Source organism: Chryseobacterium sp. A321, from assembly GCF_054489265.1.
This window is the reverse complement of sequence record NZ_JBTMWZ010000001.1, coordinates 2,085,611-2,099,702: the sequence shown is the minus strand read 5'-3', so window position 1 is coordinate 2,099,702 and position 14,092 is coordinate 2,085,611. Positions and strand designations below refer to the sequence as shown.

The 14,092-nt window shown below is 39.9% G+C and carries 13 protein-coding genes; 5 read left to right on the top strand and 8 right to left on the bottom strand.

What is annotated here, in order from left to right; genetic code table 11:
- Positions 1 to 72: 72 nt before the first annotated feature.
- On the bottom strand, positions 73 to 1,032 hold the full coding sequence (locus tag ACX3PZ_RS09815) for a KpsF/GutQ family sugar-phosphate isomerase (protein ID WP_459084246.1): 960 nt from the start codon (positions 1,030 to 1,032) through the stop codon (positions 73 to 75).
- 98 nt (positions 1,033 to 1,130) lie between these two features.
- Between ACX3PZ_RS09815 and recQ the strand changes: the two genes are divergently transcribed.
- The 3 genes from recQ to lpdA all read left to right on the top strand — a co-directional run bounded on the left by recQ (position 1,131) and on the right by lpdA (position 7,683).
- A complete protein-coding gene (gene recQ / locus ACX3PZ_RS09810) occupies positions 1,131 to 3,335 on the top strand; it encodes a DNA helicase RecQ (protein WP_459112676.1) in 2,205 nt (734 codons plus the stop codon).
- Positions 3,336 to 3,582: 247 nt separating this feature from the next.
- On the top strand, positions 3,583 to 6,144 hold the full coding sequence (locus ACX3PZ_RS09805) for an adenosylcobalamin-dependent ribonucleoside-diphosphate reductase (protein ID WP_459112675.1): 2,562 nt from the start codon (positions 3,583 to 3,585) through the stop codon (positions 6,142 to 6,144).
- Between the two features lie 135 nt (positions 6,145 to 6,279).
- Entirely contained in the window at positions 6,280 to 7,683 is a 1,404-nt protein-coding gene (gene lpdA / locus ACX3PZ_RS09800; RefSeq protein WP_459112674.1) for a dihydrolipoyl dehydrogenase, read from the top strand.
- Between the two features lie 615 nt (positions 7,684 to 8,298).
- Here lpdA and ACX3PZ_RS09795 read toward each other — a convergent pair.
- The 7 genes from ACX3PZ_RS09795 to ACX3PZ_RS09765 all read right to left on the bottom strand — a co-directional run bounded on the left by ACX3PZ_RS09795 (position 8,299) and on the right by ACX3PZ_RS09765 (position 12,845).
- Positions 8,299 to 8,481 carry a hypothetical protein gene (locus ACX3PZ_RS09795; protein ID WP_459112673.1) on the bottom strand — a complete coding sequence of 61 codons (183 nt, stop codon included), beginning with the start codon at positions 8,479 to 8,481 and terminating at the stop codon, positions 8,299 to 8,301.
- A gap of 24 nt (positions 8,482 to 8,505) precedes the next feature.
- Positions 8,506 to 9,483: an RHS repeat-associated core domain-containing protein gene (locus tag ACX3PZ_RS09790; protein WP_459112672.1), complete on the bottom strand. Its 978-nt coding sequence runs from the start codon at positions 9,481 to 9,483 to the stop codon at positions 8,506 to 8,508.
- A 311-nt stretch (positions 9,484 to 9,794) separates the two neighbouring features.
- The gene (locus ACX3PZ_RS09785) at positions 9,795 to 10,220 is read right to left on the bottom strand and encodes a hypothetical protein (protein WP_459112671.1); all 426 of its coding nucleotides are present in this window, start codon (positions 10,218 to 10,220) and stop codon (positions 9,795 to 9,797) included.
- A gap of 12 nt (positions 10,221 to 10,232) precedes the next feature.
- Positions 10,233 to 10,655: a hypothetical protein gene (locus ACX3PZ_RS09780; RefSeq protein WP_459112670.1), complete on the bottom strand. Its 423-nt coding sequence runs from the start codon at positions 10,653 to 10,655 to the stop codon at positions 10,233 to 10,235.
- Between the two features lie 160 nt (positions 10,656 to 10,815).
- The gene (locus ACX3PZ_RS09775) at positions 10,816 to 11,220 is read right to left on the bottom strand and encodes a hypothetical protein (RefSeq protein WP_459112669.1); all 405 of its coding nucleotides are present in this window, start codon (positions 11,218 to 11,220) and stop codon (positions 10,816 to 10,818) included.
- A 5-nt stretch (positions 11,221 to 11,225) separates the two neighbouring features.
- Positions 11,226 to 11,438: a hypothetical protein gene (locus ACX3PZ_RS09770; protein ID WP_459112668.1), complete on the bottom strand. Its 213-nt coding sequence runs from the start codon at positions 11,436 to 11,438 to the stop codon at positions 11,226 to 11,228.
- Positions 11,439 to 11,492: 54 nt separating this feature from the next.
- Complete coding sequence (locus ACX3PZ_RS09765) at positions 11,493 to 12,845, bottom strand: RHS repeat domain-containing protein (protein ID WP_459112667.1); 1,353 nt, start codon at positions 12,843 to 12,845, stop codon at positions 11,493 to 11,495.
- Between the two features lie 32 nt (positions 12,846 to 12,877).
- On the opposite strand from ACX3PZ_RS09765, the gene ACX3PZ_RS09760 reads away from it, so the two are divergent.
- Complete coding sequence (locus tag ACX3PZ_RS09760) at positions 12,878 to 13,015, top strand: transposase (RefSeq protein ID WP_459112666.1); 138 nt, start codon at positions 12,878 to 12,880, stop codon at positions 13,013 to 13,015.
- A gap of 233 nt (positions 13,016 to 13,248) precedes the next feature.
- Positions 13,249 to 14,073, top strand: coding sequence for a CvfB family protein (locus ACX3PZ_RS09755; RefSeq protein ID WP_459112665.1), 825 nt, complete (start codon positions 13,249 to 13,251; stop codon positions 14,071 to 14,073).
- Positions 14,074 to 14,092 lie beyond the last annotated feature (19 nt).

The following is a 14,092-nucleotide window of genomic DNA, read 5'->3' as shown; positions in this document are numbered from 1 at the left end:
GTTTTGAAGTTGCGAAAATACGCAATAAGTTACAATTCGCCTAGCGAAACAAAAGGGGTTTGAGGGGCAGGTTTACAGAATGCCTTCGTCCAAAAGACGATGGATATCAATAATTCCGTAATAGGTATTCTCATCGGTCACAATGATTTGACCAATATTGCGGTCTTTCATTAGTGCCATTGCGTCTTTTGCAAGCGCGTTTTTGTCGATGGTCTTGGGGTTTTCGCTCATAATGTCTTGGGCAAGCATTTGGGAAATGTCCTCGGTATTCAAAAGCATTCTTCTTAAGTCCCCGTCGGTAATAACCCCTGTGATTTTCTCTTGATCGATCACGACGGTCACCCCGTGAGAGGAAGCACTAATCGAAATGATGACTTCTCGTATGTTTGCATTGGGGGCCACTTGTGGTTTTTGAGTAGATAAAAACTGCTCCACGGTAGCGGTTAAATTTTTGCCTAAGCTACCGCCTGGATGAAATTTCGCAAAATCTTGTTCCTTAAATCCATTTAGCTCCATAAGGCAGACCGCAAGAGCGTCTCCTAATGCCATTTGAACGGTAGTGGAACTGGTAGGGGCTAGTTTAATGGGGCAGGCCTCTTTTTCCACATGCGTATTAAGGACCACATCTGAGCTTTGTGCCAGTTTGCTCTCCAAATTCCCAGTCATAGCAATTAAGTTGCTAGAATACGATTTTAAGTAAGGAAGAAGGGTGACGATTTCCGGGGAATTTCCGGAATTTGAAATACACAAAACCACATCTTGCTTTTGGATGAGTCCTAAATCTCCGTGGATTGCCTCTGCTGCATGAAGAAACTGCGAGGGGGTTCCCGTAGAGTTTAGCGTCGCTACAATCTTATTTGCAACATGGGCGGATTTTCCAATTCCGACAATAATGAGTTTTCCACTCGCTTGGTTGATGAGTTGGGCGGCCTTTGCAAAACTTGAATCGATTCGCTGACTGAGTAATTCAAGTTCAGAGATTTCAATGTCAATAGAGCGTTTTGCCAAAAGGATTAGATCTGAATTTTTCAACTTAAAGTAGTTTTAGATAATTTACCCAAGATAAGATTGCCTTTTAAGGGATTATTTAGTAACTTTGGGTAATGTGCAAATTTAGCAAACAAAATTAGATGGGGACGAAAAACACGGATTTATCGCGTGAATTGAAGAAATATTTTGGGTTCTCTACTTTTAAGGGACACCAAGAGGAGATTATTGAAACGCTTTTGGATGGGCAAGACGTTTTCGTTTTAATGCCTACCGGCGGAGGTAAGTCACTATGTTATCAACTTCCCGCACTTATTTCTCCAGGGACGGCAATTGTCGTTTCTCCCTTAATTGCACTGATGAAGAACCAGGTCGATGCGGTCAATGGACTTTCTTCCCAAAAAGGGTTAGCGCATGTCCTTAATTCTTCCCTTAACAAAACACAAACCACACAAGTGTTTAGCGATATTAGAAGCGGCGTGACCAAACTTCTTTATGTGGCTCCTGAATCTCTTATTAAGGAGGATTATATGGAGTTTTTAAAGGAGGTGCCCATTTCTTTTGTGGCGATTGACGAGGCGCATTGTATCTCCGAGTGGGGGCATGACTTTCGCCCGGAATATAGGAACCTTAAATTAATTATTGATAAAATTGCAGACGTGCCCGTTATCGCCCTTACTGCAACGGCTACGCCGAAGGTGCAAGATGATATTCAAAAAACGCTTGGCATGAGCGATGCCAAAGTCTTTAAATCGAGTTTTAACCGAGCCAATTTATTTTACGAGGTTCGCCCAAAAATCAACATTGATAAAGAGATCGTTAAATTTATAAACGCTCGAAAAGGAAAATCAGGAATTGTCTACTGCCTTAGCCGTAGAAAGGTGGAGGAGTTCGCGCAATTGTTGCAAGTCAATGGCATTAACGCAAGACCTTATCATGCCGGACTGGATCAAAAAACCAGAGTCGCGAACCAAGACGGTTTTCTAACCGAAGATTGTGATGTGATAGTGGCGACCATTGCGTTTGGAATGGGTATTGACAAGCCCGATGTGCGTTTCGTTATTCATTATGATTTTCCAAAATCCCTTGAAAGTTATTACCAAGAAACAGGTCGTGCAGGCCGAGACGGAGGCGAGGGCTACTGTCTTGCTTTTTACGATCCAAAAGACATTGAAAAACTAGAGAAATTTTTAGCGCAAAAACCCGTTTCAGAACGAGAAATCGGACTACAGCTTTTAAACGAAGTGGTCGGCTATGCGGAAACCTCAATGAGCCGTAGACAGTACTTACTTTATTATTTTGGCGAGCGGTTTGATCCCGTGCACGGAGATGGGGCGAAAATGGATGACAACGCGGTGAATCCTCCCCCTGTGGTGGATGCTTTCTCGGATTTGAAAAAATTACTTGAGATTGTAAAAACATTGGGAGAAAAATTCAAGTCGCGAGATTTAATTAGCCTGATTATGGGCAAAGAAAACTCAGTCACCAAATCCTATAAATTAGAAACAACCAATTTTTTTGGAATTGGAAAGGCGCATTCTGACAATTACTGGAAATCGATCATTCGGCAGGCCAATGTGCAGGATTATCTAACCAAGGATATTGAAACCTATGGAGTTCTTAAACTCTCAAGCAAGGCACTTCGTGTTTTATCCGGTGAAATTGAACCTGAATTTAAGATTGCGCAAGACCGGGAGTATAATTTAGAGCAGCTTCGAACGGAGTCTGACAAAAGCGATGTACTGGCTGCAGGCAGTATGGATGAGAACCTTTTTTCTCAGCTTAAGGAGCTTAGAAAGACCGTTGCGAAAAAGCATCAAATCCCTCCGTATACAGTCTTTATGGATGCGAGCCTAGAAGACATGACCATTCAGTATCCAGTGACCTCTGAGGAAATTTCAAAAATCTATGGGGTGGGCGAAGGAAAAGCACGTCGGTATGGAAAGGAATTTGCCGAGTTTATCGCTAAGTACGTGGATGCAAATCAAATTGAGCGTACGCAGGATATGGTGCTAAAGCAGGTGGCTAACAAATCGAGTCACAAAGTTTTTATCATCCAGAGTACGGACAAGAAATTAGACTTAGAGGACATTGCTAGAGCAAAACATCTAACGATGGATGCCCTTCTAAAAGAAATGGAAAGAATCGTCTATCAAGGCACGAAGTTAAATATTGATTACTACCTCGAGGAGTTTATTGACGAGGACATTGTGGAGGAATTCATGGATTTCATGAAACAAAGCGATAGTGATAGTATGAAAGTCTTGACAGGAGAATTTGGTGAAGACTTAAGCGACGAAGAGATTCGTATGCTCAGAATTAAATTCATTTCTGACATTGCAAATTAATTCTTATTCTTAACTCTATACTTGGAATTTGAGGGAAGGTTCTTTTTTTTGATAATCCATAGATTTTGCCACTCTTTTTTGTTTTTCTGAGAATTCAAAATAGATTTCGCTTTAAATTTCTGTACACTTTTGTGATTTAGTAAAAATACATATATCTGTTTTACAGTTAAATAGGTAAAAATATTTGTAAACTTTTTGTAGTGTAAAGGAATTAATGTACATTTATTTCATTAAATTACTTAGATCCATGGAAAGTTCAATCGCCACCAAAAAAACAAATCCTATTACATTTGATTCCGCCACATCTAAAACCCTAGAGTACTTCAAAGGGGATGATCTCGCGACGCGTGTTTGGGTAAGTAAGTATGCATTAAAGGATTCTCAGGGACATCTTTATGAGTCTACCCCCGACGATATGCACTGGAGGATTGCTGACGAAATCGCGCGAATTGAAGCAAAATATCCAGATCCTCTCTCAAAAGAGGAAGTCTTTGAACTCATTCGAGATTTTAAATACATTATTCCCCAAGGAAGTCCCATGACCGGGATTGGAAATCATTTTCAGATTGCCTCCTTGTCGAATTGCTTTGTGATTGGCAATGGAAGCAACAGCGATTCTTACGGAAGTATTATGAAAGTGGATGAAGAGCAGGTGCAGCTAATGAAAAGAAGAGGCGGAGTCGGGCACGACCTCTCGTACATTCGTCCGAAAGGGTCTGCTGTGAAGAATTCAGCCTTAACTTCCACCGGACTTGTTCCTTTTATGGAAAGGTATTCCAATTCGACAAGAGAAGTGGCGCAAGACGGACGTAGAGGTGCTCTGATGCTTTCTGTATCGATTAACCACCCGGACGCAGAAGATTTCATAGATGCGAAATTAGAACAAGGAAAAATCACAGGAGCGAATATATCCGTCCGAATCGACGATGCTTTTATGAAAGCGGTAAAAGAGGACTCCAACTATACACAAAGTTATCCTATCCATAGCAAAGAGCCCAAAGTCAAAAAGGACGTAAAGGCCAAAGAGATTTGGAATAAAATCGTACACAATGCTTGGAAGTCTGCCGAACCTGGCATCTTATTTTGGGATACGATTCAAAAAGAATCGGTGCCCGATAGCTACGCCGATTTAGGGTTTGAAACGGTTTCTACGAACCCCTGTGGAGAGATTCCTCTGTGCCCCTACGATTCTTGCCGACTTTTAGCAATAAACCTTTATTCCTACGTTCAAAATCCTTTTACCCAAGAGGCAAAATTTGATTTCGATTTGTTTAAATCCCATGTTCGTTACGCGCAGCGTATGATGGACGATATTATTGATTTGGAGGTAGAAAAAATTGATGCAATTGTTGCGAAAATTGATTCCGATCCGGAATCGGAAGAAATCAAAGGAACCGAAAGATCTCTTTGGTTCAAAATTCGAGAAAAAACACTTCAAGGTAGAAGAACTGGGGTAGGAATAACTGCGGAAGGAGATATGCTCGCAGCCCTTGGTTTCCGTTATGGCAGTGAAGAGGCCGTTGCATTTTCTGTGGAAGTTCACAAGACCTTAGCCATTGCAGCCTACCGTTCATCCGTAGAAATGGCTGCGCAGAGAGGAGCCTTTGAAGTGTACGATGCCAAGCGGGAAGAAAACAATCCGTTTATCCTCAGAATAAAAAAAGAAGACCCGGCTCTTTACAAGGAAATGGTGAAACACGGGAGACGAAACATTGCGCTCCTTACAATTGCACCGACGGGAAGTACCTCGCTAATGAGTCAAACGAGCTCAGGAATTGAGCCGGTTTTCATGCCGGTATACAAACGACGCCGGAAAGTAAATCCAAACGACAAACAAGTCCGCGTGGACTTTGTGGATGAGGTGGGCGATTCTTGGGAAGAATACGTGGTTTTCCACCATCATTTTAAGACTTGGATGCTAGCGAATGGAATGGATACGGAGGTAAATTACACCCAAGACGAACTCAATGCATTGATTGAAAAATCTCCTTATTATAAGGCAACATCTAATGACGTGGATTGGTTGAGCAAAGTAAAAATGCAAGGCGCAATTCAAAAATGGGTCGATCACTCGATTTCGGTCACGATTAACATCCCGAACGAAGCGAGCGAAGAGCTTGTGAATGAGCTTTATTTAACCGCTTGGGAAGAAGGATGCAAGGGAGTCACTGTGTACCGTGACGGTTCACGTTCGGGCGTACTGATCTCCAATGAAGAGAAAAAAGAAACGAAAGAATCCACAAGCGAGCTCAAACCGGGATTCCCTACCAAGCGCCCCGTATCACTAGAAGCTGACGTGGTACGTTTTCAAAACAACAAGGAGAAATGGATCGCTTTTGTCGGTCTTATCGACGGAAAACCCTATGAGATTTTCACGGGTCTTGCAGACGACGAAGAAGGAATACTATTGCCTCGTTGGGTGAACGAAGGGGTCATTATTAAGAACCGAGATGACAATGGCACCTCCCGCTACGATTTCCAATTCAAAAACTTACGAGGATATAAGACGACCATTGAAGGCCTTTCACATAAATTTGATCCTGAATTCTGGAACTATGCAAAACTGATTTCTGGAACCTTAAGACACGGACTTCCTCTAGAGAGTGTGGTAGAGCTTGTAAACCGAATGGAGTTAAACCTCGAGTCGATTAACAACTGGAAAGCTGGCGTAGCCCGCGCTTTAAAAAGATATATTCCAGACGGAACAGAGGTACAAGGACAAAAGTGTACGAATTGCGGATCGCCCGAGGTTATGTACCAAGAAGGATGTCTTACCTGCAAGAGCTGCGGAAGTTCCAAATGCGGATAGAAGCAATTTTCAAAGTCAATTGCACTCGGATTTAAAAAGAAAAGCTCTTTAAGAAGTTCTTGCTTCAAATGCGAGGGGATGCCGTAAATTTTTGTAATTTTGTGAAAACGAATATTTAATTCTAACAAAGAGAAAATGAGTCAATTTGATGTTACCGTAATCGGTTCAGGTCCTGGAGGATACGTTGCAGCTATACGAGCTGCTCAACTTGGATTTAAAACTGCTATAATCGAAAAATACCCAACCATGGGGGGAACTTGTCTTAACGTCGGTTGTATTCCGTCAAAAGCTTTATTAGACAGTTCAGAGCATTTCCACAATGCGACTCATAATTTTGCGAATCATGGAATTTTAGTGGATTCTCCAAGAGCCGACTTAGAACGAATGGTGGCCCGCAAAAATGAAGTAGTTGAACAAACCACCAAAGGGATTGAATTCCTAATGGACAAAAATAAAATCACAGTATTTCAAGGAGTTGGTAGTTTTGAAAGCCCAACTCAGGTAAAAGTAACCAAAGAGGACGGTTCTTCTGAGGTGATCGATACGAAATACAGCATTATTGCGACAGGATCTAAACCCTCAGTTCTTCCTTTTGTTACTCTTGACAAGGAGAGAATTATTACTTCCACAGAAGCGTTAAGCCTAAAGGAAATTCCAAAGCACCTTGTGGTTATTGGAGGAGGGGTCATTGGTCTTGAACTCGGGTCTGTGTACAAGCGTTTAGGAGCAGAAGTAACGGTTGTTGAATACCTTGATAAAATCATTCCAGGAATGGACGGTTCCCTTTCAAAAGAACTTCAAAAAGTTCTTAAAAAGCAAGGAGTGAAATTTATGCTTTCTACTGCGGTTTCAGCGGTGGAAAGAAAGGGCGATAACGTGGTGGTTACTGCAAAAAACAAAAAAGACGAAGAGATTACCATCGAAGGAGATTATGTCCTTGTAGCCGTAGGTAGAAAACCCTACACCGACGGACTTGGACTTGAGAAAGCGGGCGTAGAATTAGACGAACGCGGAAAAGTAAAAGTAAACGAACATCTTCAAACCAACGTGCAAAATATTTATGCCATTGGAGATGTAATCAAAGGGGCCATGTTAGCCCATAAAGCTTCGGAAGAAGGAGTCTTAGTGGCGGAACAATTGGCGGGACAAAAGCCTCATATCGACTACAATTTAATTCCAGGAGTAGTTTATACTTGGCCAGAAGTAGCTGGAGTTGGAAAAACACAAGAACAACTTCAAGAAGAAGGCCGTAGTGTGAAAGTAGGGAACTTCCCAATGAGAGCACTGGGTAGAAGTAGAGCTTCCGGAGATATTGATGGATTTATCAAAATCATTGCAGACGAGAAGACAGACGAAGTGTTAGGCGTTCATATGGTCGGAGCTAGAGCTGCGGATATGATTGCCGCCGCGGTCACGGCAATGGAATTTAGAGCCAGTGCGGAGGACATCGCAAGAATGTCCCATGCGCACCCGTCGTACGCAGAAGCCATTAAAGAAGCCGCACTTGATGCAACTTCTAAAATAGCGATTCACATGTAATTCAAGTTTTCATAATAAAAGTAGAGAAGCCGTCTCAATTTGATTTTGAGATGGTTTTCTATTTGATATTTAAGTGAAATCTTAACCTAATATTGTAGACAACTTGAAGCTTCCGTTGAGTTGTTGGATAAGCTGGCTAAATTTTACGGCATTACCATTGACCAAATTGTACATATGGATAATGAAGTACCTACCGAGATAACCCTCGAAGATAAAACCGCAAACGAATAGGTGCGACTAATTGCCGAACTTGACGAAAAAGATAAATCTATTATTTTCGGATTGATTGAAACAATGCTTACTAAAAAGAAATTTAAAGACTTCTTCAACAAAATGTAGCGGCATTGTAAATTTAAGCTAAAAACTCGGGATTTTTTTTAGTTATTTACTATAAATTTATATGTGATAAACGTCATTATTAAAGTAATTAACACACTAATTATATTTGCCCAAACAGTATGCCTTTTATAAAATAATAATGTAGAAAGCTGTATTAAAAACAAAGGTACTATTATGTATATATCAACATAATATGCTCCAAAAAAATTTTTAGATGGTATTAAATTAATTATTACAGCTTCGATAAAAGAAATTACAATACTAATAAATACTATTTTATTTGACCCCATTTTCTTGTAATTTTCGTCCTACTTGTTCTATTCTCTTATCTGCTGCCTTTCCAGGTCGTGCTAAATCAAAATGAGCACCATTATCCCCATCTCCTAAAAAACTATTTTGTATTCCTCCTCTTATAAATTGCCCCTCCGATTTAGGATTACTTAGTAAATCACCCTCCATATCATGTCTGATAATATTACCTATTTAACCAGCTTCCTGATACTCTTGCAGTTTTGTCATTAAATCACTTCCATCAGAAGTAGGACTTCCTATCAAAATCAAATTGTCAATTTTATACCCTTTATCTGCTAATCCAATTGCAAGATGCTCTTGCAAAACAGCTCCGTAACTATAACCTGTAAGATTAAGTTGTTCTCCGTCTTTTAATGGATTCTTGCTTAAATCGTTAATGATACCTTTTAAAGCTTGCTGATATTGCTTATCACTTGTCGCAAAATGTTGGTTAGGAGCTGAAAATTCACCTTGTGTCCAATAAGATTGTTTATTTCTATAATTATTAACAAAGCCAATATCTCCCATTTTACCATGGTTTGCATTGACTCTCTTAAAATCTTTTATACCTAAAGATGTCCATATCGATTTAAAACGACTTGCATAATTCCAGCCATCGGAATCATTTCCTGCTCCTGCCACAAAATAAACTCTTCTTCCATCGGGGTCTATTGCATTTATTGGATTATTCATCACGTAAACATAAGGTGACCACCCTACATACTTCTCCGCTAACGGATCCACAACACCCCATCTCCCAATATCCGGCATATAGAATCTCGCGCCATAATCATACATCCCTGTTTCTTGCAGTTCTTTGCCGTTGTACTTGTACTGATAGCTGGTCGTAGCACTTGAGGTCGAGTTGTATCCTTTGTGCTTTAGCCCAAAGGGATAGTAATTGTTTTCTTCCAGAAGGGTAAGAACGCCTGCGCTGTTTTTATAGTAGCTCACCCGAATGTTTCCTAAGTGATCCACGTACTGGTAAATATACGCGTTTTTTACAAAATCGTAATACCCCTCTGCGGTCTTACTAAACTGCAAGAGTGGAGCCGTAGCAGAACCCTCATATTGAAACGCGCCCTGGTACTCAGTGGTCTTAGTTCCATAGGTCTTTCTTAGTTTGGTGCCATCGGCTAAGTAGGTGTAAGTTGTGAGGGTGTCCCCCACGGCAATAGCGATACGGCTTTGGAAAAAGACTTATTGAAGAAAATTTTTGATATTCAAAAATTAGCCAAGGATAAAAAAAACGTGGTAATGGAACTGCTCGATTCGTTCCTTAAACAAACAAAACTGCAAAGTATTATGTAATATAAAAAACGCCGAGCTGTAAGCCTGGCGTTTTTTATATTTGCCTATAGTGTTTTATTTCAACTTCTTACCGTCTTTATCTGTAGCATAATTTTCGTGAATATTGATAGTCAAATAATCAGAACTTGTTTTAACGTATAGTGGGGCTCGCAATTGTGAGGATTTTTACTTTATAATTGAGTGTAATATATCACTCCGTCGTGCCTAATTGATATAATCCAATCTAAATTTTCATTAAATATGTCAATATCATCAGATGCAGGAAACCAAATATCTTCAAAGTAATTGTAAAAGTCATTTAGAGAAAATTTATCTATGTTTTCAAATGAATTCCAATTTATAAATAAATATTCTTCTTTTTTAATATTCAAATTATTAAGTAGTGATAGAAAATCAAAATTATCATCTTCAGCATTTGCATCATCTAAAAAAAAATGATTATCTCTCAGACTATTTTCAAAATTATCTTTTTTTAGTCTAAATTTATCAATTACTCTTTTTTTAAATTCTATGCAATCTTCTTTTTCTAATTCAAAATAGCAAGGAAAATCCTTTTTATATTCTTTTTTGAATAAATCTTTTTTAAAATCGTCCATTACATTATTTTTTTATTGGGATAGCAGCGCTAATTCCACCTTTCCCTCTCTTTCCTCCTGTGTAATCCCAATAATTAACGTGCGGAAACTCTTCACCAGAACCAGGTTTCGCATTTGGATGGGCTGGATCAAGTCTATATCCTTTAGAACCAGTTCCTCTTTGAGGGCTTCAAATTTTCCAGTCCCAACTTTAGGTAACGTTTCTGAAGCCTGTAAACCAATCATAGACTTTGCTTCAGTCAATGCACCCCTTGTTCCTGTAAGACTTCCTTTTGCAGCCGTTAGAAGCTTTAGCGCATCATCTTCTTGTCCTTTTACAACAAGTAGAGGAAGATTACAATCAGATGACGAAAGAGCCATTCCTCCAACTTCAAAAATACCCAATGGATCTCCTGCTCCTCCTACATACTCAATAGGACCATCAGAAAAGCCCATTTTGTCGGCAAACGTAGGTCTGTGCTGAACTCCATTTATTGCTATTCCTCCACCCCCATTCCCATCTACCGTCCGGGTCGGTGTAGCTTATTGGGTTATTAAAGCCAAATCTGTACGGTGTCCAACCTGGTCTTTTCTCCGCCAGCGGATCCACCGTTGGTTATTTCAGTTTTTGATAACAATTTTTGTCGGGCAAATCAACTGCAAAATGACCCACACAAAATTCAAGTCTACCTTTCTTTTTCCAAACATACCCTAAGCCATTACTTACAGTATCTTGTAAGAGTTCGGGGAACTCTACTAAATCTCTATCTAAATTAAAGAAGTAGGGTGACTTAAATTCTATTACATCTTCTTTTACGCTCCATTCTCCCTGCATTTCTAATACAAGCTTTTTATTCTTGTCGTAAACCTTTCTGTGATACTTATTATGTTCTTTTAATTGTATGGTATCAAATGTATTTTTGTAATCTTCTGGTGAATAAACCCCGATTAAATCTTTTTCCGTATAGTTACACGAAGCAAACAATACGCCTATCAAAAAATATATTCCTATTGCTTTCATAATTTTTACCATTTAATTGCAGGCAAACGTTGAGACTCTGTGTTTTTATACTCCTGCCTTGACTGTTGAATACGCTGATTCCAGTTTAGCCTTGTCTGTGTTTTTTGTTGGACTTCGCCCATTGTTTCAGTCCAAATATAGGTCTGATGAGTATTGCCATTCAATCGGAAGTCGGAACGATCCCAACTTGGTGACATTCGGTACATAAATGAAGTCATTGACTTACTGTCATTCATCATATAAAGAACCTTATCGCCTAACTTATAATAAGATCAACTTGCACGACCAATAAACTGTTCCCAACCATCAAAACCTGCTGTTAATGGATTTATATCTCCATAATCAAATCTTACAGGGCCTTTAGATTTCCCCTCTGAAAGAACCGCTGATCTTGCCTTTGCACCATAGGTTGAAAATGCATTGTCAAAAGAACCAAAAACACCTGTACTTGTATTATCAAAGTCAGCAAACATACTTTTTTCAGCTCCTTTTCCTTGATCCCATTCATTAAATAATGTTCCCCAACTTGTATTATTATCTCGTTGGGTATAACCTCTGATTAATGCTTCTCCTCCGGTAATAATATTAGATGCTCCACCTACTTTATCAGTGATTTTTGTATCCCCATTTGCTTGATGATGAAAATCTATTTTATCTCCTCCTAAATCACTAATCTTATTTCCGTCTTTATCAAATTCGTGGTCAAGCATCCCTGTTGGATCTATTCTGTTGATAGGGTTATTGCTTACAAAATGGTACGGTGTCTTGTTTGGTTGAACTTCCGCCAACGGATCCACCACTCCCCATCTCCCAATATCCGGCATGTACATCCTCGCTCCATAATCATACATTCCGGTCTCCTGGAGTTCTTTGCCGTTGTATTTATACTGATAGCTGGGCGTAGCACTTGAGGTCGAGTTGTATCCTTTGTGCTTTAGCCCAAAGGGATAGTAATTGTTTTCTTCTAGAAGGGTAGGAACGCCTGCGCTGTTTTTATAGTAGCTCACCCGAATGTTTCCTAAGTGATCCACGTACTGGTAAATATACTCGTTTTTTACAAAATCGTAATACCCCTCTGCGGTCTTACTAAACTGCAAGAGGGGAGCGGTGGCAGAACCCTCATATTGAAACGCGCCCTGGTACTCAGTGGTTTTAGTTCCGTAGGTCTTATTTAGTTTCGTACCATCCGCTAAGTAGGTGTAGGTCGTTAGGGTGTCTCCCACGATTTTCGTGGGAAGGTTTAAAGGGTTGTATTTAATTTGAGTGATGCCTTTGTCACTATGACTTGTCATATTGCCATTGGCATCGTAGGAGATCGTAGCTCCTCCTAAAGGATAGCCTAGAGGACTTCCACTTTGATCGACCACCTTAACGAGGGCATTTCCCGAGTAGGTGTAACTCAGCTGATCGATCTTTTGGGCTGGCGACTGATCCCTCTCTCCATAGCGGGTAAGAGATTTAATATTCCCATTTACATCGTAGGTGAGATGCTCATCGTAAGCCCCTGAGGCTAGATCTGAGGAGCCGGGTTTAGAGTAATAACTCCCCAAAAGCCTATCTCCATTATCGTAGCGGTAGCTGTAGCGCCTTAGAAGGGGACTCGCACTCTTAGAGTTCCAATCCATCTGGGATATATTGCCGTTGTATTTCGCGTAGTGTGGATGTGGAACCTATATTTGCTCATATCAAATCCAACAGAAACTTCAATCGATTCACACACATAGGAATACAAAAAGCAGAATTAGAGTTCGGATTGCATGCATTAGCGCACAATTTAAGAAAGAAAGGAGCTTAAACAAGAGCCTCTTTTTGCTCAATCGCTACAAATAGTACAAACCCACAAAATATTTACTTAAAAATTAAGCATATAAAAAAACCGCCTCAAAATTGTATTGAGACGGCTCCTTCATATTTATAAAGAGTACATCCCCTAGGAAAGCGGCGCGAAATGATTTCCTTTTTTGGATTTTATGTTCCCATAGGTACTCCCTTATCAATTAAAGTTTAAATTTGCATTAAATATTACATATGGACATTGGAAAAATACAAACCCTAAAAGTTTCAGAACAAAACTCGTCAGGCTATATTCTTGAAGACGATTTAGAATGGAACGCTTTTTTACCCAAATTATTTGTCAAGGATTCCTTGAATGAGGGGGATGAGATTCAGGTATTTGTATTTCAAGACGATGGACGACTTAAGGCAACGACCGAGACTCCCTTAGCCCAAGTGGGTCAATTTGCTGTCATGCACTGTGTGCAAAGTCTTCCTAGTGGAGCTTTCATGGATTGGGGGATTATCAAGGATCTCTTTGTTCCGTACAAACAACAAAAATCTAAAATTGAAGAAGGCAAACGCTATCTGGTCTACGTGTATATTGATGAACCCACCGGTTTAATTACAGGTACCACGAAATTCAAAAGAAACCCACAATACGAGGATCTTCCCTTTGCTCCTGGCGACCAGGTCGAACTCCTAGTGATGGGAGAAGGAGAGCTGGGATGGAATGTCGTAATTAACCAAAAGTACATTGGGCTGATTTACGCCTCCGATGTGTATAAGAAAATGTATCCACTTTCCATCGAAACGGGCTACATCAAGCAGTTAAGAGAAGACGGCAAAATTGATGTTTCCTTGCAGAGGGAAGGATATGAACACATTGATGAGTTTCAAAAGGTAATTCTTGATAAACTGGAACAGAATTACGGTCTGCTTTACTTAACCGATAAATCGACGCCTGAAGAAATTAAACAGGAGCTCGAGATGAGCAAGAAGAACTTCAAAAAAGCAATAGGTGGTCTTTACAAAGACAAAACCATTGAAATTTTAGAAGACAAAATTAGACTGATCTAATCTCCACTCTAAAAGAGTC

Coding starts and splice junctions, on each gene's coding strand:
- lpdA (WP_459112674.1), top strand. CDS start 6,280: ATGAGTCAATTTGATGTTACCGTAATCGGTTCAGGTCCTGGAGGATAC.
- ACX3PZ_RS09765 (WP_459112667.1), bottom strand. CDS start 12,845: ATGGATTGGAACTCTAAGAGTGCGAGTCCCCTTCTAAGGCGCTACAGC.
- recQ (WP_459112676.1), top strand. CDS start 1,131: ATGGGGACGAAAAACACGGATTTATCGCGTGAATTGAAGAAATATTTT.
- ACX3PZ_RS09780 (WP_459112670.1), bottom strand. CDS start 10,655: ATGGGCTTTTCTGATGGTCCTATTGAGTATGTAGGAGGAGCAGGAGAT.
- ACX3PZ_RS09770 (WP_459112668.1), bottom strand. CDS start 11,438: ATGACTTCATTTATGTACCGAATGTCACCAAGTTGGGATCGTTCCGAC.
- ACX3PZ_RS09805 (WP_459112675.1), top strand. CDS start 3,583: ATGGAAAGTTCAATCGCCACCAAAAAAACAAATCCTATTACATTTGAT.
- ACX3PZ_RS09795 (WP_459112673.1), bottom strand. CDS start 8,481: ATGGAGGGTGATTTACTAAGTAATCCTAAATCGGAGGGGCAATTTATA.
- ACX3PZ_RS09775 (WP_459112669.1), bottom strand. CDS start 11,220: ATGAAAGCAATAGGAATATATTTTTTGATAGGCGTATTGTTTGCTTCG.
- ACX3PZ_RS09755 (WP_459112665.1), top strand. CDS start 13,249: ATGGACATTGGAAAAATACAAACCCTAAAAGTTTCAGAACAAAACTCG.
- ACX3PZ_RS09785 (WP_459112671.1), bottom strand. CDS start 10,220: ATGGACGATTTTAAAAAAGATTTATTCAAAAAAGAATATAAAAAGGAT.